Origin of the sequence: Pedobacter kyonggii (assembly GCF_004310665.1) — a bacterium.
Lineage (GTDB): Bacteria > Bacteroidota > Bacteroidia > Sphingobacteriales > Sphingobacteriaceae > Pedobacter > Pedobacter kyonggii.
Window position 1 is genome coordinate 47,877 of the sequence record NZ_SIXF01000007.1, and the last position, 25,269, is coordinate 73,145.

The following is a 25,269-nucleotide window of genomic DNA, read 5'->3' on the forward strand; positions in this document are numbered from 1 at the left end:
TTTTCGCATTACAAATGCGCATTTCACTAATCCTCGTTGCAAAAGAGGACTATTTTACGTTTCTGTGTAGTTCAAAGATTTCTCCTCCGAAGGAGTTCCTTTGGAACACTGTGGTCGAAATGACAATTAGAATTAATTATTTATAGCATTGTTTATACAATCAACTAAAGCCTTAACTTTTATTTCGGCGGTGAGTTCGTATCGATATTCGTCCTCAATACTGCCCATTTTGGTTTCCGTATTTCTGAATTCCATTTTACTTGGCACAAATTCCTTTGCTGAAGCATGAAATTGCGTGGCACCGGTTTGATTAATAAGGTTTTTGATATTGTTTTCATTTATACCTGCACCAGGCATGATGGTAATCCGGCCATTGGCTTTTTTTACAAGCTGTGCTAGTTTTTCTGCTCCCAGAATCGCAGAAGAAGCACCTCCAGAGGTAAGCACCCTTTTTATGTTGAGCGCGATTAAATCTTGCAATGCCTGATCCATATCGTTACTCATATCAAATGCCCTGTGGAAAGCCACCTCCATAGGTTTGGCCAGTTCAATTAGTTCAGCGCACCTTTCTTTGTCGATAGTGCCATCAGATTTAAGTATTCCGGTAACTATACCTTCACAATTTAATGATCTGCAGATTTTTATATCTTCTTTCATTAACTCTAACTCGATTTCGGAATATAGAAAATCGCCTCCGCGCGGACGGATAATTGGCCAAACTTCGATGGATAGGTTTTTCTTAGCCAGGGCAATTTGTGCATAACTTGGTGTAGTACCACCTTCTGCCAGGTTATCACAAAGCTCCACTCTCTTTGCTCCGCCATTTTGCGCAGCCAATGCCGATTGATAAGAATTAGCGCAAACTTCTAAGCAACCAATTGCCACTTCACTCATTATACTTAATTTAGTTAATTTATATTATTCCTGTGGTCCTGCTGGTCCTAAAACCACCCATCCCTTTGGCGATCTGTAGGTGTTAAGCAACTGCACTGATTTTCCTCCATCTGGATACCAGCATACCTCTGTAATTACCCAATGGGTTTCGTCAACTTTTTTACGTTCTGGAAAAGCATTTTGGATAGTAGAAAAATCAGGAAAACCATGTTCTTCTATATTGTTGATGAAAGATAGTTTAAGCACTTCGGCAGTTTCGTTGATGATATCCTGATCAATCTCCATTTTCATCACAGAAAGTAAGGATTTAGCTTCTTCAAAAAAATCTTTACAGGCAATGGCAGCGTCAATATCTTTATTGTTGTAGGCTTTTTCAATCGCCAGAATCGCACCTTCCGGTGTTTCGAGATTGGCTTTAAAATGATCAACGCCCTCATCAATATATAAACCTATGCTGTTGTCAAATGCTGCTTTCTCTTTTTCTGCAACGCCATCCCTAATGGCCCGTATGGTATAACCGCCAATTAACCTGCCGTTTTCAATAATCATCCAATCAGAGATTAAATCGCGCTTTATGCCGATTTTTTGATTAAATTTTACGGAATGAATATTTACTGGTTCGTTTCCAACGGTACCAAATAAGTTCCCTTCATCGTCAAAATGTGGATCTGTTAACCAAATATGTTCGCCTTCATCACCATCAGTAATGAGTACTTTAATAGAAAAATAGTTTTGGTAAGGTTGTTTGTTTTTTAAACTTTCTTCAAAATACCAAAGAGTTAAATTGGCTTTTTCGATCGCCCAGTTCATGCGTTCATCTTCGCTCGGCACATAAACCATATCTGGCTCACCCTCGCGCTCGGCAACATTTTTCTTTCCGAAAATTTTAGATAATAATCCCATTTACCGTTTCATTTTTGTTAATCGTTTGGGAAAATTCAACATATTAATAATAGCTTTTGCCATTGATTAAAAGGTCTTGTTTTTCTGCATTGCAAACGGCATAACTAAAACCCTTCTGAATGGCATAGGCACCATACTCGCCTTTTTTGTTGATGGCTAAAAATCCTACCTGTATGTTTTTGGCTGTTTCGGGCTTCTTTTTAATGATGCGCATTACCGCTTCTTTGCAGGCGGCTTCGGGGGCATAACCCTGGCGCATTAATTCTACCACCAAAAAAGATCCAACGTTTCTCACTACCTCTTCACCTACGCCAGTTGAGGTTGCACCACCAACTTCATTGTCAACATAAAGACCGGCCCCAATAATCGGACTATCGCCAATCCTTCCATGTAATTTATAGGCCATACCACTCGTTGTACATGCGCCAGAAATGTTTCCCTTAGCATCAATGGCGAGCATACCGATAGTATCGTGGTTGTATTGGTTTCCAGGGAGTTTTTGCGGGGCAGCTTTCTGGTAGAGTTTATTTTCGACATTCATTACAGGCGCATATTGAGCTGTTTTTAACCACTCTTTCCATGCCTTTTCACTGGCAGGGGTAAGCAAGTTTTCCTTTTTAAAACCCTGCTCTAATGCAAATTGCAAAGCACCATCGCCAGCCAACATTACGTGTGGCGTTTTTTCCATCACTTTACGTGCTACTGAGATAGGATGCTTAATATGTTCGAGTGCTAAAACAGCGCCACAGTTACCGAGTTCGTCCATAATGCAGGCATCGAGGGTAACGTGGCCATCGCGGTCAGGTAAACCACCATATCCAACAGATTGGTTGTTCTCATCAGCTTCCGGCACCCAAACGCCTTGTTCTACAGCATCTAAGGCACGTCCACCCGTTGATAAAACCTTCCATGCATCAGCATTTGCTGCAATCCCAAAATCCCAGGTAGAAATTACAATCGGGAATTTTTTTGCTTTTGTTTCTTCATGCGGAATTACATTTGCGATACTACTTTTATCAATGGCCAGCAATCCGGCCGATAGGGCAGATGCTTTTATAAATTTGCGGCGGTTAAACATTTTGATGGTTAAGTGTTGAAATTGGTTAACTGGTTGATTGTTTTTTTTGAGTTTTTAAATAGATTAATCCCGTTTGGTCTTTGTGATTTGAATATTCTAAATATTAGTCATTGTTTAATTGATAGTGAATCTATCTGCATCCTTTAAAAACGGAAATTGCCTTCTTACTTTAACCAGTTCTTCGTAGTTGATACTGAATGTATATAAATCTTCGTCTTCAGGTTTATAATAAACGGTATTGCCATATGGATCAAGGCACATTGATAATCCGCTGTGATAAATCTGGTTTCCATCATGCCCAACACGGTTTACAGCAATCACATAACTTTGATTTTCTATTGCCCTGGCCGGAATTAATGCCTTCCAATGTGCAGATCGTTTATCAGGCCAGTTGGCAACTAAGAGTAAGATATCATATTCCTGATCTACATTACGTAACCAAACCGGAAAGCGCAAATCGTAACAAATGGCCAATCTGATTTTCCATCCTTTGAGTTCGACAATGAGTTTTTCTTTACCTGGACTAAAATGGTGATCTTCATCCCCCATGCCAAACAGATGGCGTTTATCGTAATGCTGGTTTTTGCCATCTGGTTCCATCCAGATCAAACGGTTAAAATATTGATTGTTTTCTTTTATAATGATGCTTCCTGTAACTACGCAATTGTACTGATGTGCCATTTTTTCCATCCACTGCATTGTTTTTCCACCCATTTCTTCGGCTAAGGCTTCAGAATTCATACTAAAACCTGTGTTAAACATTTCGGGTAAAATGATAATATCAGTTTTCTCCCTTACACCCATCGATAATCTAAGTGCCAGATTCAAAAGGTTTTTCTCAATGTTTTCCCAAAAAAGATAGGCCTGAAAGACAGTTACTTTCAGATTTTCTATTTGAGTGTAAACAGGTGCTTCCATTTTATGTAGGTTTAGTCTGGTTAAACGTTTTTTAATTTCTCTGCCGCTAAGGCAAGTGTAGCGTTTTCTTTAGCAAAGCAGAACCTGATAATTTTATGATCGGTAGCTTTTTGGTAAAATGCAGAAACCGGAATGGTGGCTACACCAAATTCCTTTATCAGCCTCATGCTAAAATCGGTGTCTTTTTCATCGCTGATACTGCTGTAGCTTGCGCATTGAAAATACGAACCGTTGCAAGGTAAAAGCTTAAAACGGCTTTCGGCCAAAAGGCCTCTAAAATAATCTCTTTTCTGTTGAAAGAATGTGCCTATTTCAGTATAATTTTTTGGTTCTTTAATATAATCGGCAATAGCTTGCTGCATGGGACTATTAACGCTGAAAACATTAAATTGGTGTACCTTTCTAAATTCTTTGGTTAATTTCTCTGGCGCTAAACAATAACCCAGTTTCCAGCCAGTAGCATGTAAGAGCTTACCAAACGAGGCTACAATGAAACTTCTTTGCTTTAATTCAGGATAAAGCATTACACTTTGATGTTTTTGTTCATCATAAATTAAATGTTCATAAACTTCGTCGCTCAAGATTAAAACATCGGTGCCTGTAATCAGTTTAATAAGCGATTTCATATCATCTGAAGATAAAATACTACCCGTTGGGTTTTGTGGTGTATTTAAGATGATCATTCTGGTTTTGGCTGTAAATAATTTCTTAACCATATCCCAGTCAATTGCATAACTCGGCGGGGCAAGCTCGTAGGTTTTAACCAGGCCTCCTAAAAGTTTAATGGTAGGTGCATAGCTATCGTAAGCTGGCTCGAAAATGATAACTTCATCACCTGCATTGATAATGGTGGCCAATGCTGTAAAAATAGCTTGCGTTCCACCTGCTGTAACCGTAATTTCTGTTTCAGGATTATATTTTATGTTATATAGTTTTTCTACTTTCTCTGCAATGGTTTCTTTTAAAAAAGTAGAACCAGGCATTGGTGCATATTGATTAAAACCATCTTGCATGGCTTTATTCACCAATTCAACTAATTTTGGGTCGCAGGCATAGTCTGGAAATCCCTGAGAAAGATTAATGGCATTGTGTTCTGCTGCAAGTTTACTCATCACCGAAAAAATGGTGGTACTTACGCCAGGTAGTTTAGATTGTATATTAAGCATCTTATAAGCGAAAATAGGAAAAAAAAGCTTAAACCGTAAAAACCCATATCAAAAGCCCCTGCTACTTGGCCGGGCGATTGCAGTTGTGCATGATTTTCAGCATCATTAAACTCCCGCATTAATTAATGTCAATAAGCAACACAGTAAGGACAGTTATGAACGAATTTTAGACCAGGGAATTTTGTATTATTTTAAATATATTTTTGCTTATTTAAAATTATTCCAGATAAACCCCTTTCTTTGCAACTAAAATCTCAATTATCCATTAAATATGAAGTTTAAACACTTAACCGCTGCCATTTTACTGGTAATAAGTGCATCTGCATTTGTTGGCCCTAAAAAAACTTTAAGAACATTTGTTTCCAATTACGAAAATGTCTTGGGCACATCGCTGGAATTAAAATTTAAAACTAGTAGTCAGGCCGACGCAGATTTAGCCGAAGCGCGTGCATTAAACGAAATAGATAGGCTGGATAATATTTTAAGCGCTTATAAAGCTAACAGTGAGTTTAGTAAATGGATGAACAATGGTAAACAAACTACCAAAGTTTCGTCAGAATTATTTGAGGTTTTAAAGCAGTTTGAAAATTATAAAGTGTTAACGAATGGTGCTCTTGATGCATCAGCTAAAGTAATAGGTGATGTTTGGAAAAAGGCAGCTGCCGAAGATCGTCTACCATCCGCTGAAGCATTACAGCACGCAGTTGTTTTGGTTCAGCAAAAACATTACATCTTAAATGAACAGGATAAAACGGTTACACGTTTAAATGATGCACCATTGGCATTAAATTCTTTTGCAAAAAGTTATATCATTAATAAAGCTGCTGAGAAAGCGCTTCAGAGCCCGGGAATTGAAAAAGTGGTTGTGAATATTGGTGGCGATATGGTAATTAAAGGAAACCAGCCAGAAGCTATCGAAATAGCAAACCCTAAAGCTGATGCTGAAAACGATGCCGCGCTAACAACAATCAAAGTGTCGAATATGGCCGTGGCAACCAGCGGTAATTACCGCAGAGGTTTTAATGTAAACGGCAAATGGTATTCACATATTATTGATCCACGCACTGGAAAGCCAGCTTCAGAAATAATCAGTGCAACGGTTATTGGCCCTGATGCGAGTGAAGCAGGTGCTTTGGCTACTTCTTTTAATGTACTTTCCCTGGTTGAGATTGAAGTATTAACTGCAAAAAGAAATGATATCGCATATTTGTTGGTCACTAAAGATGGTAAAGAAATTAGAAGTAAAGAATGGGCTAATTATGAGCTTGCTTTAAATAAGCCAGCTACTGTTTTAGAAAAAGCAAGCAAAGCTGATAAACTTTGGAATACTAAGTATGAGTTGGTGGTAAACTTAGAAATTGCCAATATAGAATCTACAGATGGTAAACGTGTCCGTCGCCCTTTTGTGGCAGTATGGATTGTAGATGCAGCTAAAACGCCTGTACGTAATCTGGCCATTTGGTATAATAAACCACGTTGGCTACCAGATTTAAAATCCTGGAACCGTACCAATGGCGATGAATTTAAAAAAGGAGCAGAAGGAAAATTGAGCTCAACGAGTTCTGCAACACGTGGTCCTGGTAAATATAGCTTATCATGGGACGGAAAAGACGACAGTGGGAAATTGGTAAAAGCAGGTACTTACACTGTTTTTATTGAAGTTGCCCGCGAGCATGGAACTTACCAGGTAATTGCTAAGGAAATGAAATTTACGGGCTCAGCACAAAAAGTAGAATTAACACCAAATACAGAACTAACATCAGCATCTCTTGACTACAGAAAAATCGGAACCGCAAAAAAATAAGATAACAGCTGCGCCTAGCGGCCTGGGAAAAAGGCAGGTTAAAAAAGATAATGGAAAAGGTAAGGGTAAAAAGCGTCTAGCTGGTTTATCACGCTGGCTGCACATTTATTTATCGATGGTGAGTTTTACGATTCTGCTATTCTTTGCAGTATCGGGTTTAACCTTAAATCATGCAGATTGGTTTACTTCCGGTAAAGAAGTGGTTACTAAAGATTCTGGGTCAGTAAACTTAAAATGGGTAAACCAACCTGATACGAATAAGATCAATAAGTTACAAATTGTTGAGTTTTTTAGGGGTAAACATGAGGTTAAAGGTGCATTGAGCGATTTTCGGATAGATGACAGAGAATTGAGTTTAACCTTTAATGGTCCTGGCTACCTTGCCGATTCTTTTATAGACCGCGAAACGGGTAAATATGAATTAACCACAACCAGGTTTGGCGCTGTGGCTGTGATTAATGACTTGCACAAAGGAAGAGATTCTGGTAAGACTTGGTCGTGGATTATCGATATTTCAGCAGTGCTGATGACGTTGGTGTCTATCTCAGGAATTATCTTAATCTGTTTTATCAAAAAGAAACGATTAAGCGGCTTCATCATCGCAGCAGTGGGTACAATTGTTTGCTATTTGATTTACAAGTTATTTGTACCATAAGTTAGCCACAAACACACTGAGGGCATTGAGATTATGTCTTTGTGTTCTTAGTGTCTTTGTGGTAAAATATTAGTGCGCTACAACAGCAGCATCAGTCGATGCTTCCACTTCAGTAGTAATAAACCTCCTGCCGATTAACAAACAGCATAATGCAATAAACGCAGCTGCTGTCATTACCAAAGGCATAGGTACAACCGAGTGTTCGCTAAATAAACTTACCATTACCGAGGCCAGCGCGCCTAATCCCATTTGTAAGGCACCCATTAAGGCCGATGCACTACCCGCATTTTTGGTAAATGGGGCAAGTGACAAGGCAGCTGCATTTGGGTTAATTAAACCTAAACAGGCCAAAAATAAGGCGATAAAGCCTATGGTAGAATATAAATTTAACCAGTTATTTAAGGCGAAAACCAAAAAGATTAAACTGAAAATACATTGTGCAATAAGTGCATAGGTTACAATGTTTTTGCTGGTAAACCATTTTAGTATCAAGCTATTTATTTGACTCGATCCAATAAATGATACAGAAAGCAGTGCGAAAATCCAGCCGTAGCCTGTTTTACTTACCTCATAAATCTTCATGAATACCTGTGGCGACGAAGATACATAGGCAAATAAACCTGAAAAGGTAATTGAACTAATCAGTGCGTAGGTATAAAATTGAGGCTCTTTTAAAACGGTAAAGAAATTGGTTAAAATTGGCTTTGGTTTTAAAGAGTAATTCGGATCGGGTTTATAACTCTCCGGTAGCTTGAAAATTGTAGCCAGGAGCATTAAAACGGCCATCAATCCTAAAAATACAAACACATATTTCCAACCCAGGGCCGAAATTAAGTAGCCACCCGCGGTTGGGGCAAGCATAGGCGAAACCGCGATCACCAGCATTAAGGAAGCAAATACTTTCGGGCTTTCTTCTACCGAAAACAGATCCCGTACCATGGCAACAGAGGCTACAGCAGTGGCACAACTTCCAATGGCCTGCACAAAACGTAAAACAATTAGTTGGTTAACATCAGTTACAGCCAAACAAAGAAAAGAGGCTAGGATATAAAGCGCTAAACCAAAATATAACGGTTTCTTTCTCCCAAATTTATCTAACAGTGGACCATATAGTAACTGACCGGCAGAAATCCCGATAAAAAAGCTTGATAGTGATAGGGCTACCGTTGATTCATTACTTCTTAAATCCTTTGCAATATCAACAAAACCAGGCAGGTACATGTCGATAGAGAAAGGGCCAAGCGCTGCCAATGAACCTAAAATGAGTATGAGATAGAAGTGTCGTTTTTTAGCCATGAAGATTACCACATTTTGATGGCGCAAAGATTGGGAGATTTAATTTGTTAACCTATTTTTACCGTCGAACGATTGTAAAAATCATATTTTATTATTGAACGATTAAAGCGAGTGGCTGCGTAATCTTTGTGTTATCTGTGTTAAAAATGTGATGATTGCTATGCTAAATCTGCTATTTATTTATAGATTTATAGTCTATGACTTTTAAGACAAAAGAAAGCCGTTTACTACTCATTCTGGGTAGCTTTTTTGTAGCAAACGCTATATTATCAGAGTTTATTGGAGTTAAATTGTTCAGTGTTGAAGAAACGCTAGGCTTTAAAAAGTTCGATATAAACTTATTCGGAGTTCCAAATCTGTCGTTTGTAATGTCGGCAGGAGTATTAACCTGGCCGATTATTTTCATCATGACGGATATTATAAATGAATATTTTGGTGTTAAACAAGTTAGATTCTTGTCTATCCTTACCGCCATATTAATTGCATTTGCCTTTTTTGTTGTTTGGGGATCGATGCATTTAAATGCCGCCGATTTTTGGGTGCATCAAAATATAAATGGGGAAGACCTCAATATGAATAATGCATTTGCGGGGATATTCGGGCAAGGGATGTGGATCATTGTAGGATCGATTACGGCCTTTATTATCGGGCAAATGGTTGATGTATTGATATTCCATAAGATCAAAAAATTAACAGGGGAGCGGGCACTTTGGTTACGCGCTACAGGTTCTACTTTGGTCTCTCAATTTATTGATAGTTTTGTGGTCATTTTTATCGCATTTTATATAAATCCCCAATACCATTACAGCTGGCAACAGGTTTTTGCCATTGGTTTAGTAGGGTATACCTATAAATTTGTTGTGGCCATTTTAATGACCCCGATTTTATATATCGTACACGCTATAATTGATGGTTACTTAGGGAAAGACCTCGCACATAAGCTGATCAAAATGGCAGGAAGAGGATAAAATTTAAAACAAGTAATAACCAAATTAATACATCCAGTTTATGAGAAACATTTTAATGCTACTGGCAGTGCTTTCATTATTTTCTTGTGTTAACAAAGATGCAAGCAAAAAAGGTTCAGACCTTGATATTCAAGGTACCTGGCAATTATTATCGGCTACAACCATCGAAAATGGAACTAGCCAAACAACAGATTATTCTGGCGAGCTGAAAATGATCAAGATGTTTAATAATACACATTTTGCATTTTTAAAACATAGCCTTAATCCTAAAGATACCAGCAGTTTTGATGCTGGTGGAGGAAGTTTTGTACTGGATAAAGATGATTATACCGAGCATTTAGAATACTATAAAAACAAAGATTGGGAAGGTAAAACTTTTAAGTTTAAACTCGCTATCCATAAAGATACTTTGATTCAGAAAGGCATTGAGAAGGTAGAAAAAGCAGGGGTAGACCGGGTGATTATCGAAAAATACATTAAGGTAAAGTAATTAACGCAAAAGGCCGGACTCGCTCCGGCCTTTGTGCTTAACAACAAAACAAATAAAAAAATTAACCTTAAAAATAAATTATAGGCTTGCCAATTCCTGGGCAAATACATTTTCACTCAATTGCTCTTGTTTGTATATCTGTCTGCCTGTGTAAGCCACAAAAACAGATTCATCCAAAAGCAAGTCGCGGTTCTTAATTAAACTTTCTAGTTTAACTGTTCCAACCACATATTTATAACTGCTTGCAGCATAACGTTCGCTGATATTGTCAAATTCCAACAGTGTAATCAGATCTTCATCCGCATAACGTAGGTAAATCTCCAATAAAATTTCTTCGGTATGTTTTACGCCATTTTCTGAGTGGTATTTTTTGTACTCGTAACGGTAATCGTAACGCAGGGCAGCAATGTCAGAAAGTACAGCAGCACCCGTAGGGTGGCCTCCAGCACCTTTACCATAGAAAAACTGTTTATCAGCAAAAGCCGCCTGAACTGCAACTGCATTGTACTCGTTTTCTACGTTGTAAAGGAAATCATCCTTAGCTACCAGCTTCGGTAGTACATAAGTTACGATATCTTTTGTATTCACTTTACGTGCCGTAGGAACCAATTTGATTTTAAAATTTTTCTCACGTGCATATTTAATGTCGTGGTTAGAAAGGTTCTGTATGCCAATGTTTAAAATGGCATCTGGATTTACAAATAAACCATATGCGTGTGCTGTGGCAATAGCCAGTTTATATTTCGGATCGTAACCTCCCACATCCAAAATCGGGTCAGTTTCTGCGAAACCTAATTCCTGTGCTTCTTTTAGTGCAGCATCGTAACTTTGGTTCTCGTTAAATATTTTAGATAAGATGTAATTAGATGAGCCATTAAAAATTCCACTCAAAGCATGGAATAATTCATTGTCGTAATATTCTTCCAGGTTACGGATAATTGGAATACTGCCACAAACGGCTCCTTCGTACAATAAAGAAGTACCATGTTCTTGTTGTAAATCTACCAGCTCTTTTAAATGCGTTGCGATCATTTTTTTATTGGCAGAAACTACATTTTTACCGTTTTTTAATGCAGTAGTTACAATTTCGTAAGCAGCATCGGCATCATTAATTAATTCTACAATTGTATTGATCTCTGTATTGTTCAGTATTTCGTTGCGATCAGTAGTAAACAGATCTTTATTAAGGGTACGCTTCTTTCTTGGGTCTTTTATTGCAATTTTAATGATCTCCAGGTTCAGGTTCTGGCTTTGGATAATATCCAATAAGCCTTGTCCTACAACACCGAAACCAAATAAACCGATTTTTAAATTCTTACTCATTGTTATTTTTGTGATTACACAGATAGATGGATTACACCGATATTACCTGTTTTTGTTGTTTCTAGCCACAGATTCTGATATACTCGTCTATGTCTGTTTTTTTACTTTAATTCTTTAGTCTTTTAGCTTTGGTCTTTCACCTTAAGCAGTGTGCTGTAATTTGATAATTTTTTTATTCCGGCTTTCTTTGATGAAGTTTCCAATTACATTAGTTAAAGCATCAGTTTCGATTAAAAATCCATCGTGACCATAATCTGAGTGCAAGGCACTAAATTCTGCTCCTAGGATATGATCGGCCAGGTATTTTTGCTCCGATAAAGGAAACAAAACGTCATTTTCTATCCCGATTACCAAAGTATTTGCCGTAATTAATTTTAGTGCATCGGCAATGCTTTTGCGGTTACGGCCCACATTGTGACTGTCCATTGCTTTGGTTAAATAATAATAACTGTAGGCATTAAAACGGTTAATCAGTTTTTCTCCTTGATAATTCTGATAGGAAGAGGATCTGAAATTGTCGGTTTTATCGTTTACGCTTTCTACCTGTGTACTGCCGTAAGCACTGTAGGTTCTATAACTTAAAAGTGCAATGCTACGGGCTGTTTTTAAACCTTTGCTGCCACCGTTGGGCTGGTTGGCATAAAAAGTTCTATCGGTAGTAATGGCCAAACGCTGACTTTCGTTAAAAGCAATTCCCCATGGAGAATGCGCTGCATTAGTGGCAATCAAGATCAGGTTTTCAATTTTATTCGGCTCCGAAATGCTCCACTCAACAGCTTGTTGCCCGCCTAAAGAACCTCCGATTAATAATTTAATATAATCAATACCTAAATGCGAAGCCAATAACTGGTGTGCCGATACTAAATCGCGGATAGTAAACTGCGGAAAAGAAAGGTAATAAGGTAAGCCTGTTATGGGGTTAGTACTTAATGGATTTGTGCTGCCGTAATGTGAGCCTAAAACATTAGCGCAAACGATATAATGCTCTTCCGGATTGAACAAGGCATTTTCACCGAACAAACCTTCCCACCATTCAAAAACATCAGCATTGGCGGTAAGTGCATGGCAAACCCAAATCACATTATCTTTATTTGCATTTAATTTGCCATAAGTTTGATAAGCAACTTGCAGGTTACGGATTTTTTTTCCGTTCTCTAATTTGAACTGTTTATTATAACTATATGTTGACGCAAAATTCCCCGAAGTGGATTTTACATTGTCGTTTTTACTGTTATACATTTTGTAATGTTGTTGTTAAAAGCCCCTAAGGGGTTGGTTTAGGCCTGTAAATTCTCTGCTGGAACTGCAGCATTAATGGTTGCAAATGCTTGTTCGAAATCGGCTTTAATATCATCAATATGCTCAATGCCTACAGAAACCCTTAGCGCGTTCGGTTTTACACCAGCTGCTAATTGTTCTGTTTCGCTTAATTGCTGGTGTGTTGTGGCAGAAGGCTGAATGATCAGTGTTTTTGCATCACCCACATTTGCCAGGTGCGATACCAGTTTTAAGTTATCAATTACCTGTTTTGCATTTTCTTTGCTTCCAGCTAATTCGAAAGATAAAACTGCGCCAAAACCATTGCTTAAATATTTTTTAGCCAGGTTGTTATACTTGCTGCTAGCTAAACCAGGGTACTGAACTTCTTTAACTAATGGGTGGTTTTCTAACCAGGTTGCTAATTCTAATGCATTATCTACATGGCGTTGAACGCGGAGTGATAAAGTTTCTAATCCTTGTAATAAAAGAAAAGAATTGAAAGGCGATAGGGCAGGTCCCAGATCTCTTAGCCCTTCTACACGGGCACGGATGATAAACTGGATGTTACCAAATGGTCCGCCAATACCAAAAACGTCGCTGAAAACCAAACCATGATAACCTTCTGAAGGCTCAGAGAATTGAGGAAACTTACCATTGCCCCAGTTGTAATTTCCACCGTCAACGATAACCCCGCCAATACTTGTTCCATGCCCGCCGATCCATTTCGTTGCAGATTCTACAACAATGTTGGCGCCATGTTCCAATGGTTTAAACAAATAACCTCCTGCACCAAAAGTATTGTCGACCACTAATGGTAGATCATATTTTTTTGCAATTGCGGCAATTTTTTCGAAATCAGGCACACTAAATGCCGGGTTGCCAATGGTTTCCAAAAATATTGCTTTTGTTTTATCGGTTATTTTGCTTTCAAATTCTTCAGGTACATCTGGATTTGCAAAATCGACATGAATACCCAAGCGCTTAAAAGCTACTTTGAATTGATTATAGGTTCCGCCGTAAATGTGAGATGAAGAAACGATGCTATCACCAGCCTCCAATATGTTATTTAGCGCTATAAATTGAGCGGCTTGCCCCGATGCGACAGCCAAAGCAGCTACACCACCTTCTAAAGCTGCAATACGTTTTTCGAAAACATCGTTAGTGGGATTCATAATCCTGGTGTAAATGTTGCCAAACTCTTTTAATGCAAATAAATTAGCCCCATGTTCGGCATTTTTAAATCCATAAGAAGTGGTTTGGTAAATGGGAACAGCCCTTGAACCTGTTGTTGGATCTATTTCCTGGCCAGCGTGCAGTTGTAAAGTTTCAAATTTATATGATGTTGACATAATTTCTATTTTTTAGTTGATGTGATTAGATAGCAGAAATTAGGATAATCCTAAAACCTAGCAGGGCGTATCCCGGTTTCCCGGGACCTTCCAATTTGAAAGAAACAAAAAAGGAAGATTTTTAAATTACTGTATGCAACAGCACATACAAGTAAACGCACGCATATCGCAACAAATAAAAGAAATAGAAGCTTGTTCTACCTTTTTAAGGTTTGCACTGGGCTCGCTTAGCGATTGAAGATTTAATGTTTTCATCAGTTCTAATTTATATCTCCAAATAACACCATGTTATCCGGTCAGGAATTGGCACCTTCTCTTTCTGAGGGTTGCCAGTGGGTCATCGAGCCAGTCTCTCGCCACTTCTTTATAAATCAATCCGTGAAGATTGACTTTTATTTAGCTATCTGCCAAATAATATTCCAAATGTCTGAATTTAATTTTAATCCACAAAATAAAATTTTGAATTTACATTAACTCATTGAAAATGAATTGCGTATTTTTATGATGCGATGACAATCTGAAATTTTAATACTGAATTAACGCTTAAAATTCTAAGTTTGTGGTACCTATCTAAATTAATTATGATGAAAAATACAAAATCCCTATGTTTAGGCCTGTTGTTTACTATCGCTTGTTTAAATAATGTAAGCGCTCAGTTCGGAGGCTTAAAAGATAAATTATTAAAAGTGGGCACTGCCCAGGGCGCTAAAGCTTTAGGTGTAGACAAGTTTTTAAAACAACCTGCTGCCATTACCACTAATTTTGAAGACGTAAATAGAGAAGGCGAAAAGCTGCCTGATTTTATTAATTCATTAAATTTAAAAGCCCAGCCCTTGTACTTACTGCCTAAAAATCCAGATGGTGGTTTTGTGCTTTGCGAGGGGCTTTACGAAATGACCAATAAAAGTTATTGTCTAAAAGCCGGAACTTTTGCCCCATCAAAGGGTGATGGTTATATGTTCGCGCCGGTTTTAGGCCCTAAAGAAGAAATTGTGGTTTCTATACTCAAAAGTGCAGAAAAGCATCCTGATGTAGACCAACACGATATTCAGGCATTACTCTGGACAATCATTGCCAGAACAAAATTTGCTGATTTTAATGGACAGGTTAAAGTAACTGCCATTAAATTGTTAACACCAAAACAACTTACACAATTAGAAGGTGGTGCTTTAGGTGTTTTGCCTTTCGATGTAATGGAAAAGGCTAAAGACCAGTTACCATCAGGAGTGAGGGCTGTTTTTGAAGCAGAAAATAATATCCGTCAACTAGTTTCGTCTGGAAATTATACTTATGCCGACATGGAGAAATATGCTATTATAGCGGGTATGGCGCCACCAAGAAGCGATGTGCCAAGTGGTATCTGGACCAAACACCCTGATGGTTATTATGTGCGTTATTTTCCTTCTGGTTATTCGATCACCAAGGTACAGGTTTACGTGCCAAAAGAATTATTGGCCGGTGGTACAAAATTAATATACGATGCTGCTGGTGACATTGCCTGCCCAGCCAATACAGGTTCGCAACGTTTAGCGCAGACTAATGAGCCTCTGGAGGCAAATTATTCGTTGAAGTTGACTACGATTTGTAATCCTAAATAGATTTCAAAACAAATATTCGTCATTGCGAGGAGGAACGACGAAGCAATCTTAAAGCGCAGGCTAGTAGCGATCGTCATGCTGAATTTATTTCAGCATCTTTCCTGCTATTAATGATCTTATTCTGAAAAACTAATATTTACACATAAAGATTGCTTTTTCCGCTCTATGCCGCGTGGGCATGGTACTTTGGAGCGCCAAAGTACCCAAAGCGCTATGCCAATCCAGCAAGGGGGCTTTGGCACAATCCCCCGCAATCAAAAAAACAGCGGCACTTCGTTTTGTGGTCAAAATTCTAAGAAAATTTGGATGAATGATTATGACCACAAAACCACTGCGTTTTAGGTTTGGAAGTGCTATTTGGGCTAATCTACAACTGTTTTTTTGATTCGTCCGGCCCTTGGGATTGACGGCGTTCTTCGGTAAGGCCATTGGTTTGTTAACGAGAGCTAGCAAAAATGCCTAAAAACCAAGACCGGATAGATGTGTCTTATGGTAGCTCCTGCATTCAGGTTTCGTCGGCTGAAAAAGCCTTCTCGCAATGACAATTCTTTTTAACCCAGCGCCTGCGCTAAATCGGCGATAATATCGTCTACATGCTCTAAGCCTACAGAAATACGAAGTAAATTTTTTGGCGTTTTACTATCAGGGCCCTCAATCGAATAACGGTGCTCAATTAAACTTTCTACACCACCTAAACTGGTCGCCTGCGCAAATAACTGAACTTTATTTACCACTTTGTGGGCCGCTTCAACACCTCCTTTAACCAAAAACGACATCATCCCACCAAAATCTTTCATTTGTTTCTTTGCAATTTCGTGCTGTGGGTGACTTTCCAAGCCAGGATAAAAAACAGCTTCAACATTTGGATGTTGGTTTAAATAGTCAGCGATAATTTTTCCATTTTCACAGTGGCCTTTCATGCGGTAAGCCAGTGTTTTAATGCTTCTGGTTAACAAAAAACAATCAAAGGGAGAAGGAACCGCACCACCCGTTTGCTGAATGTTTTTAATTTTCTCCCATAACACATCTTTTTTTGCTGTTACCAGAATCCCGCCAAGTACATCACTATGACCACCCAGGTATTTGGTACTGCTATGCATTACAATATCAGCACCCAGTAAAATCGGGTTTTGTAAAATAGGCGAAGCAAAGGTACTGTCGCAGGCCATTGTAATGTTTTTAGCTTTAGCTATTTTGGCAATTTCTTCGATATCGGTAATCTTTAATAATGGGTTAGATGGGGTTTCGATCCAGATCAATTTGGTGTTTGGTTTGATGCTCGATTGGATCAGCTTTAAATCGGTCTGATCAACAAAATCAAATTCCAAACTATCATTAAAGATAGTCAGTAATTGTTTTTTTATACCCCAATACATATCATCAGGCGCAATAATGTGGCTACCAGGTTTCAAGGCCTGGAACAAAACCATACCACAGGTATTGCCCGAAGAAAAAGCAGCAGCATCTTCGCCATATTCTAATTTGGCTACAGTGTTTTCTAAAGCAGACCGGTTTGGATTGCTTACCCTGCTATACATGTGCCCACCGGGATAACCTCCATCTTCGTCGCGAAAAAAAGTTGTTGATAGATTAATAGGTAGAGTAACATCGCCAGTAATGCTTTTTACAAGATTAGAAGCGTGAATAGCAAGGGTTTCGGGTTTCATGATAATTGATTTTGATCGAAATAATATCGGGATGCAATTTAATAATTTGGCGCTAATTTAAGGTTCGTAATGGTTTTGGCAAGATTTATGTAACAAGTTTGACGAAATTAAATTAAACAAAAATGAAAAGATTATTTATAGCTATCGCAATAGCATGTTCTACTTTAGTAATGTTACAAAGTTGTAATACTGCAAAAAGAGTAACTGCAGGTGTAACAGGTAGCAGAGGTACAGTTGTTCGCGAATGGGTAGTGAGTAATGTAGCTTTAGAAGGATTACCTGATGGCGCTGTTCAAGGCTTATTTGGAGAGAAATCTTACAAATGTTTCCAGGGAAGTACATGGAACTTAACCAATAGCGGTAATGGTTCTTACACTTTACCAGCATCAAGTACTTGTGGTTCGGTAATGCAGACTATCTTCTGGTCGGCAGCACCTAAAGATCAAACTTTCCAGTTTAAGAAAATATTTGAAGGCGATAAAGCTAAAAATGTAACAGAAGGTTACCGTTTAGTATTAACTGAGCTTTCTAGTACACAAATGATCTTGAAATCACCTATCGAATTTGGTGGCAAAACTGCTAACATCGTTTTAACATTTGTACCTGCAGCAAGATAGTTAGATAAAAGTATCAACCTGTGAAAAACATATAAAGCACTTCTGAAAAGAGGTGCTTTTTTGTTATTGGAGATATTTGCCAGGGAAGCACAGATTTACACGGAGGTTTAGCGTTTATTTCTATGGACAGCACCTAAAACTGTTATTTGGTTTTAACACAGATCATTCAGATGTAAATTACCTTGTTTAGCAACAGAAATACCTATTTATAAGGTGTTTTTCCGTGCCTTCCGTGTTTCCGTGGCTGATATTATTATGCTTAAGTGAGTTTTTAACTGGATACCCAATCAAAATCTGTGTTTATCTGTCCTGATCTGTGGTTTGATTAAAGGAGCCTATAGCTAAAAATCGATGTTTGTTACAAGAAAATGATTTTCAAATCGCCTCATTATTGTATTTTTGTACAAAATAAATCAGGAATGAATACAACTGAGCAAGTTGAAAAAATATTAGCTGATACCAATTTATCAACTGAATTACAAAACATAGCGCACAAAGTCCTTCACGGAGAACGGATTACCTTTGAGGAAGGCGTTCACTTGTACGAATATGCAGAACTGGGTTACCTAGGTGTTCTGGCAAATTTTATCCGCGAACAAAAACACGGTGATAAAACTTATTTTAACCGGAACTTCCATTTAGAACCTACCAATCTTTGCGTTTATGACTGCAAATTTTGCTCGTACTCCCGTTTAATCAAACAAAAAGAAGAAGGCTGGGCCTTAACGATGGAGCAAATGCTCGATATCGTTAAAAAATATGATGGTGAACCTGTAACGGAGGTACATATTGTAGGTGGGGTACTGCCTCAATATGATGTTGCCTTTTATTCTGCTTTATTTTCGGCTATTAAACAGCACCGCCCCGATTTACATGTGAAAGCATTAACCCCTGTGGAGTACCACTATATCTTTAAGAAAGCCAAAATCGATTATGCAACAGGTATGCGTTTGATGAAAGAGGCCGGACTAGAATCAATACCGGGTGGAGGGGCAGAGATTTTTCACCCTGAAATCAGAGAACAGATTGCTAAAGATAAATGTACTGGTCAGCAATGGTTAGATATACACGAGGAATGGCACAAACTCGGTATGCGCAGTAATGCCACCATGCTTTATGGTCATATCGAAAAATATTGGCACCGGGTAGATCATATGGAGAAATTACGTGAATTGCAGGATCGCACAGGTGGTTTCCAGACTTTTATTCCGCTAAAATTCAGAAATCAACATAATCAGATGAGTAATGTGCCTGAAACTTCAGTGATTGAAGACTTAAGGAATTACGCCATCGCCCGTATTTACATGGACAACTTCGATCATATAAAAGCTTATTGGGCAATGATCAGCCGCGAAACAGCTCAGTTATCCTTAAATTATGGTGTTGATGATATTGACGGTACTTTAGATGATACTACTAAAATATACTCAATGGCCGGTGCAGAAGAGCAAACGCCTGCAATGAGCACCAAAGAGCTGGTGAATCTGATTAAACAAGTGGGGAGAAAAGCAATAGAGCGCGATACTTTATATAATGTGGTTACCGATTTCGAACATGTAGTTTTCGAAGAAGAAAAGAAACCTCAATATTATAAGCTACCGGTAGTGAATTAATAATTGAATGAAAGAATGAGAGATTGAGTGAATGTGATAGGCAACTCAGTATTCGATCATTCAAAACGCAATCATTCAATAATTAAACAACCAATAACTCAATCATTCAAAATTCAATCATTATTGATGAAGGAAATATACATCATACGCCACGGCGAAACGGAACTTAACAGACAAGGCATAGTACAGGGCAGAGGTATAAATTCTGACTTAAATGATTTAGGCAGGGTGCAGGCAGAAGCGTTTTACCAAACCTATAAAAATGTCCCTTTTGATAAGATTTACACTTCGGATTTAAAACGTACCTGGCAAACTGTTCAGAAGTTTATTGATTCGGGATTACCCTGGGAAAAGCTTTCGGGTTTAGATGAATTGGCCTGGGGCGTTTGGGAAGGGAAACCGAATACAGAAGATGCACGTGATGCTTTCCGTGATATGCTGCAAAGCTGGCAGGATGGTGATTACACAGCACATTTCGAGGGTGGCGAGAGCGTTCAGGATGTTTACGAACGCTTAAAACAACCGATGGAAGTTTTGATGAGCAAACCTGAAGAAAAAACAGTTTTACTTTGCATGCATGGTAGAGCAATGCGCGTTTTCTTGTGTTTATTGTTGGGCAAACCGCTGAGCGAAATGACCGAGTTTCCTCATCAAAATACGGTGCTTTATAAAATGGGATTCGAAGATGGAAAATTTACTGTTCTTGAATTTAATAGTGCCGTTCATTTAGACGGTTTAGTAATTGGATAATCCCAATATAATTCGTCATCCTGATTCGATAGCTATCGGATTTGTTTCAGGATCTGATAGTAATAAATTGCGATTTATATAATGGTTCGTGAGGACACGCACCATGGCGAGTGATAATAAAAGATTTAACATAACACCTTGAATAAGATTAAAATATCGGCTGTTGCCTATACCAATACCAAAGCTTTTATATACGGATTAGAACATTCGGACATTATAAATAAAATTGATTTAAGTTTAGATATCCCTTCAGATTGCGCAGCTAAAGTAATTAACGGTCAGGTTGATATCGGTTTAATGCCTGTAGCAGCTATTCCCTTGGTTCCAAATGCCAATATTGTAGCCGATTATTGTATTGGAAGTGATGGAGGTGTAAATTCTGTATTCATTTTTAGTGAAGTTCCTGCCCAGGAAATTAAAACGGTAAGACTGGATACCCACTCGCGTACTTCGAACAATTTAGCCAAAGTATTGCTTAAGTTCCATTGGAAAAAAGAAGTGGAGTTTACTACCGACCCTGCTGCAAAAACCGATGCTTTTGTTTTAATCGGTGATAGAACCTTTGGTAAAAAAGAAGACTTCGCATATGCTTACGACATGGGCGAAGAGTGGAAAAACTTTACCGGATTACCCTTTATGTATGCTGCCTGGGTGGCCAACAAAGAAATCTCACAAGAATTTAAGGCTGAATTTAATGCCGCTTTAAAATTTGGCTTAGCGCATAGAAAAGAAGTTTTGCAGGAGCTACAGGAAGTGCCGAATTTCGACCTGGAAGATTACCTTTACCACAAACTTCAATTTGAGGTTACCGATGATAGAAAAAAAGCATTAAATCTGTTTTTGGGATATATTGAAGAACTGGAAAAAGTAAGTATATAAATAAAATCGTCATTCCCAACTTGATTGGGAATCTTAATGCATTGCTATGATTGCTTTAAGATTCCCGCGCAGGCGGGAATGACGTCCACGCTAAAGAAATCTAGTGCGCTTTCATTTTTCCGGCCACTTTTTCGAGTGTACTTTTTAATTTCGTTAAAGCGCCTGAAATGGCCAAGTCGTAGGTGTTACCCATATTGGTAACGGCTATAGGTTCTTTTCCAGTTATTCTGGCCTCCAACAAACATCTTTTATCATCTAAGCCATCTTTGCTGCCGTTTTCATCAGAGAGATGAACCTCTAAGCGCGTAATTAGATCGCTGTATCTGCTCAAGCCTTCATTTAACTGTGTCTGGATTTTTTCGTCGTATTCTTGGTGTATGGTTAAGTTTTTGTCGGTATTCAGTTGGATCGTCATAATTAAAATATTAGGTATAAATTTATATTAATGTAACACACAACTCCGAGAAACGTTTTAAGAATAATGGTTAACTACATAAATTGCATAAACTGATTAGCCGAAGGAAGAACACTCTTATGCAACAAGGTTAAAACAGACCCTTGCTCATAAACCTGATAGGAACGAGCACGAGTGTAACGAAGTAAAGTGGATAGCAGGACTGTATGCCCCGAAATGCACAGAACCCTTCATTTCCAAATAGTGGTGAACTGTTTAAATTGTATAAACTGGTTAACTGGGATGCCTCTCAAATAGCAGATTTAAAGATTTAAGCGGCTAAACAAACTAACAATCTTTTAACTTTTCAACAAAACAGCTGTAAAATGCTTATTCGTGTTATCTTTATGGCTTTTGTAAATTAATTTCAGTTTTGGCTAAAGACACGAATAAAGAAACCCCGTTAATGCAGCAATACAACGCGATTAAAGCGAAGTATCCGGGCGCACTTTTACTATTTAGGGTTGGCGATTTTTATGAAACCTTTGGCGAAGATGCCATTAAAACGGCACAGATATTAGGCATCGTATTAACCAGAAGAGGTACTGGGCCTAATGGCGGTGCTTTAGAACTGGCTGGTTTTCCGCATCACTCATTAGATAATTATTTATCCAAACTCGTTCGGGCGGGGCAACGCGTAGCCATTTGCGATCAGCTGGAAGACCCTAAAACCACAAAAACCATTGTTAAACGTGGTGTAACAGAATTGGTTACGCCCGGAGTAGCTTACGGTGATAATATTGTAAACCAAAAATCGAACAATTTCCTGGCCTGTGTTTTTTTTGATAAAACACAACTAGGCGTTTCATTTTTAGATATATCGACAGGTGAATTTTTAATTGCACAGGGCAACAGCGATTATATCGATAAACTTTTGCAAGGCTTTAAGCCAACAGAAGTTATTTTCCAGAAATCGAAACGACAGGCATTTACCGAGCACTTCGGCGACCGTTTTTATACTTTTGGTTTAGACGAATGGCCTTTTACCACTGATTTCGGGAACGAAACCCTGATGAAACACTTTGAGGTTTCTTCGTTAAAAGGTTTTGGAGTAGAGCGTTTGCAGAGCGGAATTGTTGCAGCAGGTGTTATTCTACACTATTTGGGCGAAACTGAGCACCGTAATCTACAACACATCAGCTCTATCGGCCGTATTGAGGAAGACCGTTACATGTGGTTAGACCGTTTCACGATCCGAAACCTGGAATTGGTGAATTCGCCTAACGACAACGCCGTAACCCTGTTCGATATTTTGGATCATACCTGTACGCCAATGGGTGCACGTTTGTTGCAGAAGTGGATCATTATGCCATTAAAAGAATTGAAACCAATCCAGGAGCGACTTGGAATGGTGGAATATTTTGTAAAACATGAAGAATTACAAGGCGAATTTCTAAATAACATAAAACAGATTGGCGATTTAGAACGACTCATTTCTAAAGTAGGCCTTCAACGCGTTGGTCCGAGAGAATTGGTTGCTTTAAAACGTGCACTTTACCATATTGAGGCGGTTAAAAAACTGGCTGCCGATTCTAAAAACCCTTTTCTGATTAAAATAGCAGATCAGTTAAATCCATGTTTGGCCATTAGGGAGAGAATTGAAAGGGAATTACAGCCCGAACCACCAGCTTTGCTGATTAAAGGGAATGTAATTGCAGATGGAATTGATGAAGATTTAGACCGTTTGCGTAAAATAGCTTTTGGTGGTAAAGATTATCTGGTGCAGATCCAAAAACGTGAAGCAGAGGCAACGGGAATACCATCGTTAAAAATTGCCTTCAATAACGTTTTTGGTTATTATTTAGAAGTTACCCATACCCATAAAGATAAAGTTCCAGCGGGCTGGATCCGTAAACAAACACTTGTAAATGCCGAACGTTACATTACGCCAGAGCTTAAAGAATACGAAGATCAGATTTTAGGGGCGGAAGAGAAGATACAGGCTATCGAAATCCGTTTGTACAACGAACTGATGTACGAAACAGCCAGTTACATCAAACCCATCCAACTTGATTCGTTTTTAATTGCGCAGCTGGATTGTTTACTGTGTTTCGCACAGTTAGCGGCCAAAAACCATTATAACAAGCCAAAAGTTACCGAAAATAAAGTGCTCGATATTAAAGGTGGCCGCCACCCGGTAATTGAGAAACAACTGCCCGTTGGGGAGGAATACATTACCAATGATGTATATCTCGACACGGAAAGTCAGCAGATTATTATGATTACTGGTCCCAACATGGCGGGTAAGTCGGCCATTTTAAGGCAAACTGCGCTGATTGTACTGATGGCACAAATGGGTTCCTTCGTTCCTGCAAAAGATGCTGAGGTTGGTATTGTAGATAAGATTTTTACCCGGGTAGGAGCATCTGACAATATTTCTTCAGGAGAAAGTACGTTTATGGTCGAAATGAATGAGACGGCCAGTATTTTGAACAACATTTCGGATGACAGTTTAATCTTACTCGATGAGATTGGCCGAGGAACGAGTACCTACGATGGTATTTCAATTGCCTGGGCCATTGCAGAGTTTTTGCATCAACATCCAACTGCCAGACCAAAAACCTTATTTGCCACCCACTACCATGAGTTAAATGAGCTGGCCAATACCATGCCGAGAATTAAAAACTTTAATGTGTCTGTAAAAGAAATGACCAATAAGGTAATCTTTTTACGGAAGCTGGTTCCCGGGGGCAGTGAACATAGTTTTGGTATACACGTTGCAAAAATGGCCGGTATGCCAACAAAATTAATTGGTCGTGCTAACGAGATATTGAAAAAACTGGAAATAGACCGTACAGAGGGGCAAAGTATAAAAGACAGCATTAAAAAAGTGCAGAACCAGGCTTATCAGTTACAGATGTTCGCTATTGATGATCCTGTTCTGGTTAAAATCCGCGATACATTGAATAATTTGGATGTAAATGCATTAACGCCTGTTGAAGCTTTATTGAAACTGGATGAAATACAACGATTGATTAAGAATTAAGAAAGGTTAGAGGTTTAAGGACAAAACATCTTTAATCTCTAATACATTAATATCATATTTATGCAGCTTACCTTAAACCTTATGCCTTTTACCTTCCACCTCAAAAGAAATGTTTTTTATTTAATAGCACTTTTGATATTCCTTGCATCATGCGGTACCCGAAAGTATACGGTTAAAAGTGACACTAAAGCTTCCAAAGCGGCTGATGCCATGGCAAATTTACAGAGCAAACCACTCTATCGTTTCATTACCGATTGGACAGGTGTAAAATACCGTTTCGGAGGTTTAGATAAAGACGGTATTGATTGTTCTGGTTTTGCCTTTTTATTGGAGAAAGAAATTTACGGGGTTACACTTCCGCGTATTTCACGCGAGCAAGCCAATGTGGTGAAGCGTAAAAATATAGATAATTTAAAGGAGGGAGATCTGGTGTTTTTCTCTTTTGGCGGAAATGATGTAGATCATGTGGGCGTATACCTCAATAATGGTTTTTTTGTTCATGCCAGCACTACCAGGGGCGTAATTGTTGATGATTTAACGCTTCCTGCTTATCAACGTGTATTGGTTAAATCGGGATCGGTGAATTAGTTTCTTACTGTCA

22 protein-coding genes and 1 riboswitch are annotated in these 25,269 nt (G+C 38.5%); of the genes, 11 read left to right on the forward strand and 11 right to left on the reverse strand.

Annotated elements, in window-relative coordinates; genetic code table 11:
* Window positions 1-132 precede the first annotated feature (132 nt).
* The 5 genes from EYS08_RS09620 to EYS08_RS09640 form a co-directional block, all read right to left on the reverse strand.
* Window positions 133-894 (reverse strand): copper homeostasis protein CutC, encoded by a 762-nt coding sequence (locus EYS08_RS09620; protein ID WP_131029832.1) that lies wholly within the window; start codon window positions 892-894, stop codon window positions 133-135.
* A gap of 24 nt (window positions 895-918) precedes the next feature.
* The gene (locus EYS08_RS09625) at window positions 919-1,797 is read right to left on the reverse strand and encodes a YegJ family protein (protein ID WP_131029833.1); all 879 of its coding nucleotides are present in this window, start codon (window positions 1,795-1,797) and stop codon (window positions 919-921) included.
* A gap of 43 nt (window positions 1,798-1,840) precedes the next feature.
* Window positions 1,841-2,875 (reverse strand): N(4)-(beta-N-acetylglucosaminyl)-L-asparaginase, encoded by a 1,035-nt coding sequence (locus EYS08_RS09630; RefSeq protein WP_131029834.1) that lies wholly within the window; start codon window positions 2,873-2,875, stop codon window positions 1,841-1,843.
* A gap of 114 nt (window positions 2,876-2,989) precedes the next feature.
* Window positions 2,990-3,793, reverse strand: a complete 804-nt coding sequence (locus tag EYS08_RS09635; protein WP_208745833.1) for an amidohydrolase — start codon at window positions 3,791-3,793, stop codon at window positions 2,990-2,992.
* 20 nt (window positions 3,794-3,813) lie between these two features.
* Window positions 3,814-4,959 carry a methionine aminotransferase gene (locus EYS08_RS09640; protein WP_131029835.1) on the reverse strand — a complete coding sequence of 382 codons (1,146 nt, stop codon included), beginning with the start codon at window positions 4,957-4,959 and terminating at the stop codon, window positions 3,814-3,816.
* A gap of 271 nt (window positions 4,960-5,230) precedes the next feature.
* Here EYS08_RS09640 and EYS08_RS09645 point away from each other — a divergent pair, with 271 nt between their 5' ends.
* Together EYS08_RS09645 and EYS08_RS09650 are read left to right on the forward strand one after the other, a co-directional pair.
* Entirely contained in the window at window positions 5,231-6,763 is a 1,533-nt protein-coding gene (locus EYS08_RS09645) for a DUF2271 domain-containing protein (protein WP_131029836.1), read from the forward strand.
* Window positions 6,729-7,418, forward strand: a complete 690-nt coding sequence (locus EYS08_RS09650) for a PepSY-associated TM helix domain-containing protein (RefSeq protein WP_208745834.1) — start codon at window positions 6,729-6,731, stop codon at window positions 7,416-7,418. Before EYS08_RS09645 ends, EYS08_RS09650 begins: the two co-directional genes overlap by 35 nt.
* 69 nt (window positions 7,419-7,487) lie before the next feature.
* Here the strand turns inward: EYS08_RS09650 and EYS08_RS09655 are convergent, their stop codons facing one another.
* On the reverse strand, window positions 7,488-8,714 hold the full coding sequence (locus tag EYS08_RS09655) for a multidrug effflux MFS transporter (RefSeq protein ID WP_131029837.1): 1,227 nt from the start codon (window positions 8,712-8,714) through the stop codon (window positions 7,488-7,490).
* 197 nt (window positions 8,715-8,911) lie between these two features.
* On the opposite strand from EYS08_RS09655, the gene EYS08_RS09660 reads away from it, so the two are divergent.
* Window positions 8,912-9,682 (forward strand): queuosine precursor transporter, encoded by a 771-nt coding sequence (locus EYS08_RS09660; protein ID WP_131029838.1) that lies wholly within the window; start codon window positions 8,912-8,914, stop codon window positions 9,680-9,682.
* Window positions 9,683-9,722: 40 nt separating this feature from the next.
* Window positions 9,723-10,172, forward strand: a complete 450-nt coding sequence (locus tag EYS08_RS09665; RefSeq protein WP_131029839.1) for a hypothetical protein — start codon at window positions 9,723-9,725, stop codon at window positions 10,170-10,172.
* A gap of 78 nt (window positions 10,173-10,250) precedes the next feature.
* On the opposite strand, the gene EYS08_RS09670 is transcribed toward EYS08_RS09665, so the two are convergent.
* The 3 genes from EYS08_RS09670 to EYS08_RS09680 form a co-directional block, all read right to left on the reverse strand.
* Window positions 10,251-11,495 (reverse strand): homoserine dehydrogenase, encoded by a 1,245-nt coding sequence (locus EYS08_RS09670; protein ID WP_131029840.1) that lies wholly within the window; start codon window positions 11,493-11,495, stop codon window positions 10,251-10,253.
* A gap of 141 nt (window positions 11,496-11,636) precedes the next feature.
* Complete coding sequence (locus EYS08_RS09675) at window positions 11,637-12,734, reverse strand: homoserine O-acetyltransferase family protein (protein ID WP_131029841.1); 1,098 nt, start codon at window positions 12,732-12,734, stop codon at window positions 11,637-11,639.
* A 38-nt stretch (window positions 12,735-12,772) separates the two neighbouring features.
* Window positions 12,773-14,104, reverse strand: a complete 1,332-nt coding sequence (locus tag EYS08_RS09680) for an O-acetylhomoserine aminocarboxypropyltransferase/cysteine synthase family protein (RefSeq protein WP_131029842.1) — start codon at window positions 14,102-14,104, stop codon at window positions 12,773-12,775.
* Window positions 14,105-14,366: 262 nt separating this feature from the next.
* A riboswitch (SAM riboswitch) is annotated at window positions 14,367-14,477 on the reverse strand.
* A 211-nt stretch (window positions 14,478-14,688) separates the two neighbouring features.
* Here EYS08_RS09680 and EYS08_RS09685 point away from each other — a divergent pair.
* Window positions 14,689-15,702, forward strand: a complete 1,014-nt coding sequence (locus EYS08_RS09685) for a hypothetical protein (protein WP_131029843.1) — start codon at window positions 14,689-14,691, stop codon at window positions 15,700-15,702.
* A gap of 551 nt (window positions 15,703-16,253) precedes the next feature.
* On the opposite strand, the gene EYS08_RS09690 is transcribed toward EYS08_RS09685, so the two are convergent.
* Window positions 16,254-17,369: a trans-sulfuration enzyme family protein gene (locus EYS08_RS09690; protein WP_131029844.1), complete on the reverse strand. Its 1,116-nt coding sequence runs from the start codon at window positions 17,367-17,369 to the stop codon at window positions 16,254-16,256.
* Window positions 17,370-17,491: 122 nt separating this feature from the next.
* Here EYS08_RS09690 and EYS08_RS09695 point away from each other — a divergent pair, with 122 nt between their 5' ends.
* From EYS08_RS09695 to EYS08_RS09710, 4 genes are all read left to right on the forward strand, one after another.
* On the forward strand, window positions 17,492-17,986 hold the full coding sequence (locus EYS08_RS09695; protein WP_244215913.1) for a hypothetical protein: 495 nt from the start codon (window positions 17,492-17,494) through the stop codon (window positions 17,984-17,986).
* A 419-nt stretch (window positions 17,987-18,405) separates the two neighbouring features.
* Window positions 18,406-19,599 (forward strand): aminofutalosine synthase MqnE, encoded by a 1,194-nt coding sequence (gene mqnE / locus EYS08_RS09700; protein WP_131029845.1) that lies wholly within the window; start codon window positions 18,406-18,408, stop codon window positions 19,597-19,599.
* Window positions 19,600-19,725: 126 nt separating this feature from the next.
* Entirely contained in the window at window positions 19,726-20,349 is a 624-nt protein-coding gene (locus tag EYS08_RS09705) for a histidine phosphatase family protein (protein WP_131029846.1), read from the forward strand.
* Window positions 20,350-20,487: 138 nt separating this feature from the next.
* Window positions 20,488-21,228 carry a menaquinone biosynthetic enzyme MqnA/MqnD family protein gene (locus EYS08_RS09710; RefSeq protein WP_131029847.1) on the forward strand — a complete coding sequence of 247 codons (741 nt, stop codon included), beginning with the start codon at window positions 20,488-20,490 and terminating at the stop codon, window positions 21,226-21,228.
* Window positions 21,229-21,328: 100 nt separating this feature from the next.
* Here EYS08_RS09710 and EYS08_RS09715 read toward each other — a convergent pair whose 3' ends face one another.
* Window positions 21,329-21,643 (reverse strand): HPF/RaiA family ribosome-associated protein, encoded by a 315-nt coding sequence (locus EYS08_RS09715; RefSeq protein WP_131029848.1) that lies wholly within the window; start codon window positions 21,641-21,643, stop codon window positions 21,329-21,331.
* 412 nt (window positions 21,644-22,055) lie between these two features.
* Between EYS08_RS09715 and mutS the strand changes: the two genes are divergently transcribed.
* Both mutS and EYS08_RS09725 read left to right on the forward strand, forming a co-directional pair.
* Complete coding sequence (mutS, locus tag EYS08_RS09720) at window positions 22,056-24,668, forward strand: DNA mismatch repair protein MutS (RefSeq protein WP_036669212.1); 2,613 nt, start codon at window positions 22,056-22,058, stop codon at window positions 24,666-24,668.
* Window positions 24,669-24,728: 60 nt separating this feature from the next.
* Window positions 24,729-25,256, forward strand: a complete 528-nt coding sequence (locus EYS08_RS09725) for a C40 family peptidase (protein ID WP_244215914.1) — start codon at window positions 24,729-24,731, stop codon at window positions 25,254-25,256.
* The last annotated feature ends 13 nt before the right edge of the window (window positions 25,257-25,269 follow it).

Coding starts and splice junctions, on each gene's coding strand:
- EYS08_RS09620 (WP_131029832.1), bottom strand. CDS start 894: ATGAGTGAAGTGGCAATTGGTTGCTTAGAAGTTTGCGCTAATTCTTAT.
- EYS08_RS09625 (WP_131029833.1), bottom strand. CDS start 1,797: ATGGGATTATTATCTAAAATTTTCGGAAAGAAAAATGTTGCCGAGCGC.
- EYS08_RS09630 (WP_131029834.1), bottom strand. CDS start 2,875: ATGTTTAACCGCCGCAAATTTATAAAAGCATCTGCCCTATCGGCCGGA.
- EYS08_RS09635 (WP_208745833.1), bottom strand. CDS start 3,793: ATGGAAGCACCTGTTTACACTCAAATAGAAAATCTGAAAGTAACTGTC.
- EYS08_RS09640 (WP_131029835.1), bottom strand. CDS start 4,959: ATGCTTAATATACAATCTAAACTACCTGGCGTAAGTACCACCATTTTT.
- EYS08_RS09645 (WP_131029836.1), top strand. CDS start 5,231: ATGAAGTTTAAACACTTAACCGCTGCCATTTTACTGGTAATAAGTGCA.
- EYS08_RS09655 (WP_131029837.1), bottom strand. CDS start 8,714: ATGGCTAAAAAACGACACTTCTATCTCATACTCATTTTAGGTTCATTG.
- EYS08_RS09660 (WP_131029838.1), top strand. CDS start 8,912: ATGACTTTTAAGACAAAAGAAAGCCGTTTACTACTCATTCTGGGTAGC.
- EYS08_RS09665 (WP_131029839.1), top strand. CDS start 9,723: ATGAGAAACATTTTAATGCTACTGGCAGTGCTTTCATTATTTTCTTGT.
- EYS08_RS09670 (WP_131029840.1), bottom strand. CDS start 11,495: ATGAGTAAGAATTTAAAAATCGGTTTATTTGGTTTCGGTGTTGTAGGA.
- EYS08_RS09675 (WP_131029841.1), bottom strand. CDS start 12,734: ATGTATAACAGTAAAAACGACAATGTAAAATCCACTTCGGGGAATTTT.
- EYS08_RS09680 (WP_131029842.1), bottom strand. CDS start 14,104: ATGTCAACATCATATAAATTTGAAACTTTACAACTGCACGCTGGCCAG.
- EYS08_RS09685 (WP_131029843.1), top strand. CDS start 14,689: ATGAAAAATACAAAATCCCTATGTTTAGGCCTGTTGTTTACTATCGCT.
- EYS08_RS09690 (WP_131029844.1), bottom strand. CDS start 17,369: ATGAAACCCGAAACCCTTGCTATTCACGCTTCTAATCTTGTAAAAAGC.
- EYS08_RS09695 (WP_244215913.1), top strand. CDS start 17,492: ATGAAAAGATTATTTATAGCTATCGCAATAGCATGTTCTACTTTAGTA.
- mqnE (WP_131029845.1), top strand. CDS start 18,406: ATGAATACAACTGAGCAAGTTGAAAAAATATTAGCTGATACCAATTTA.
- EYS08_RS09705 (WP_131029846.1), top strand. CDS start 19,726: ATGAAGGAAATATACATCATACGCCACGGCGAAACGGAACTTAACAGA.
- EYS08_RS09715 (WP_131029848.1), bottom strand. CDS start 21,643: ATGACGATCCAACTGAATACCGACAAAAACTTAACCATACACCAAGAA.
- EYS08_RS09725 (WP_244215914.1), top strand. CDS start 24,729: ATGCAGCTTACCTTAAACCTTATGCCTTTTACCTTCCACCTCAAAAGA.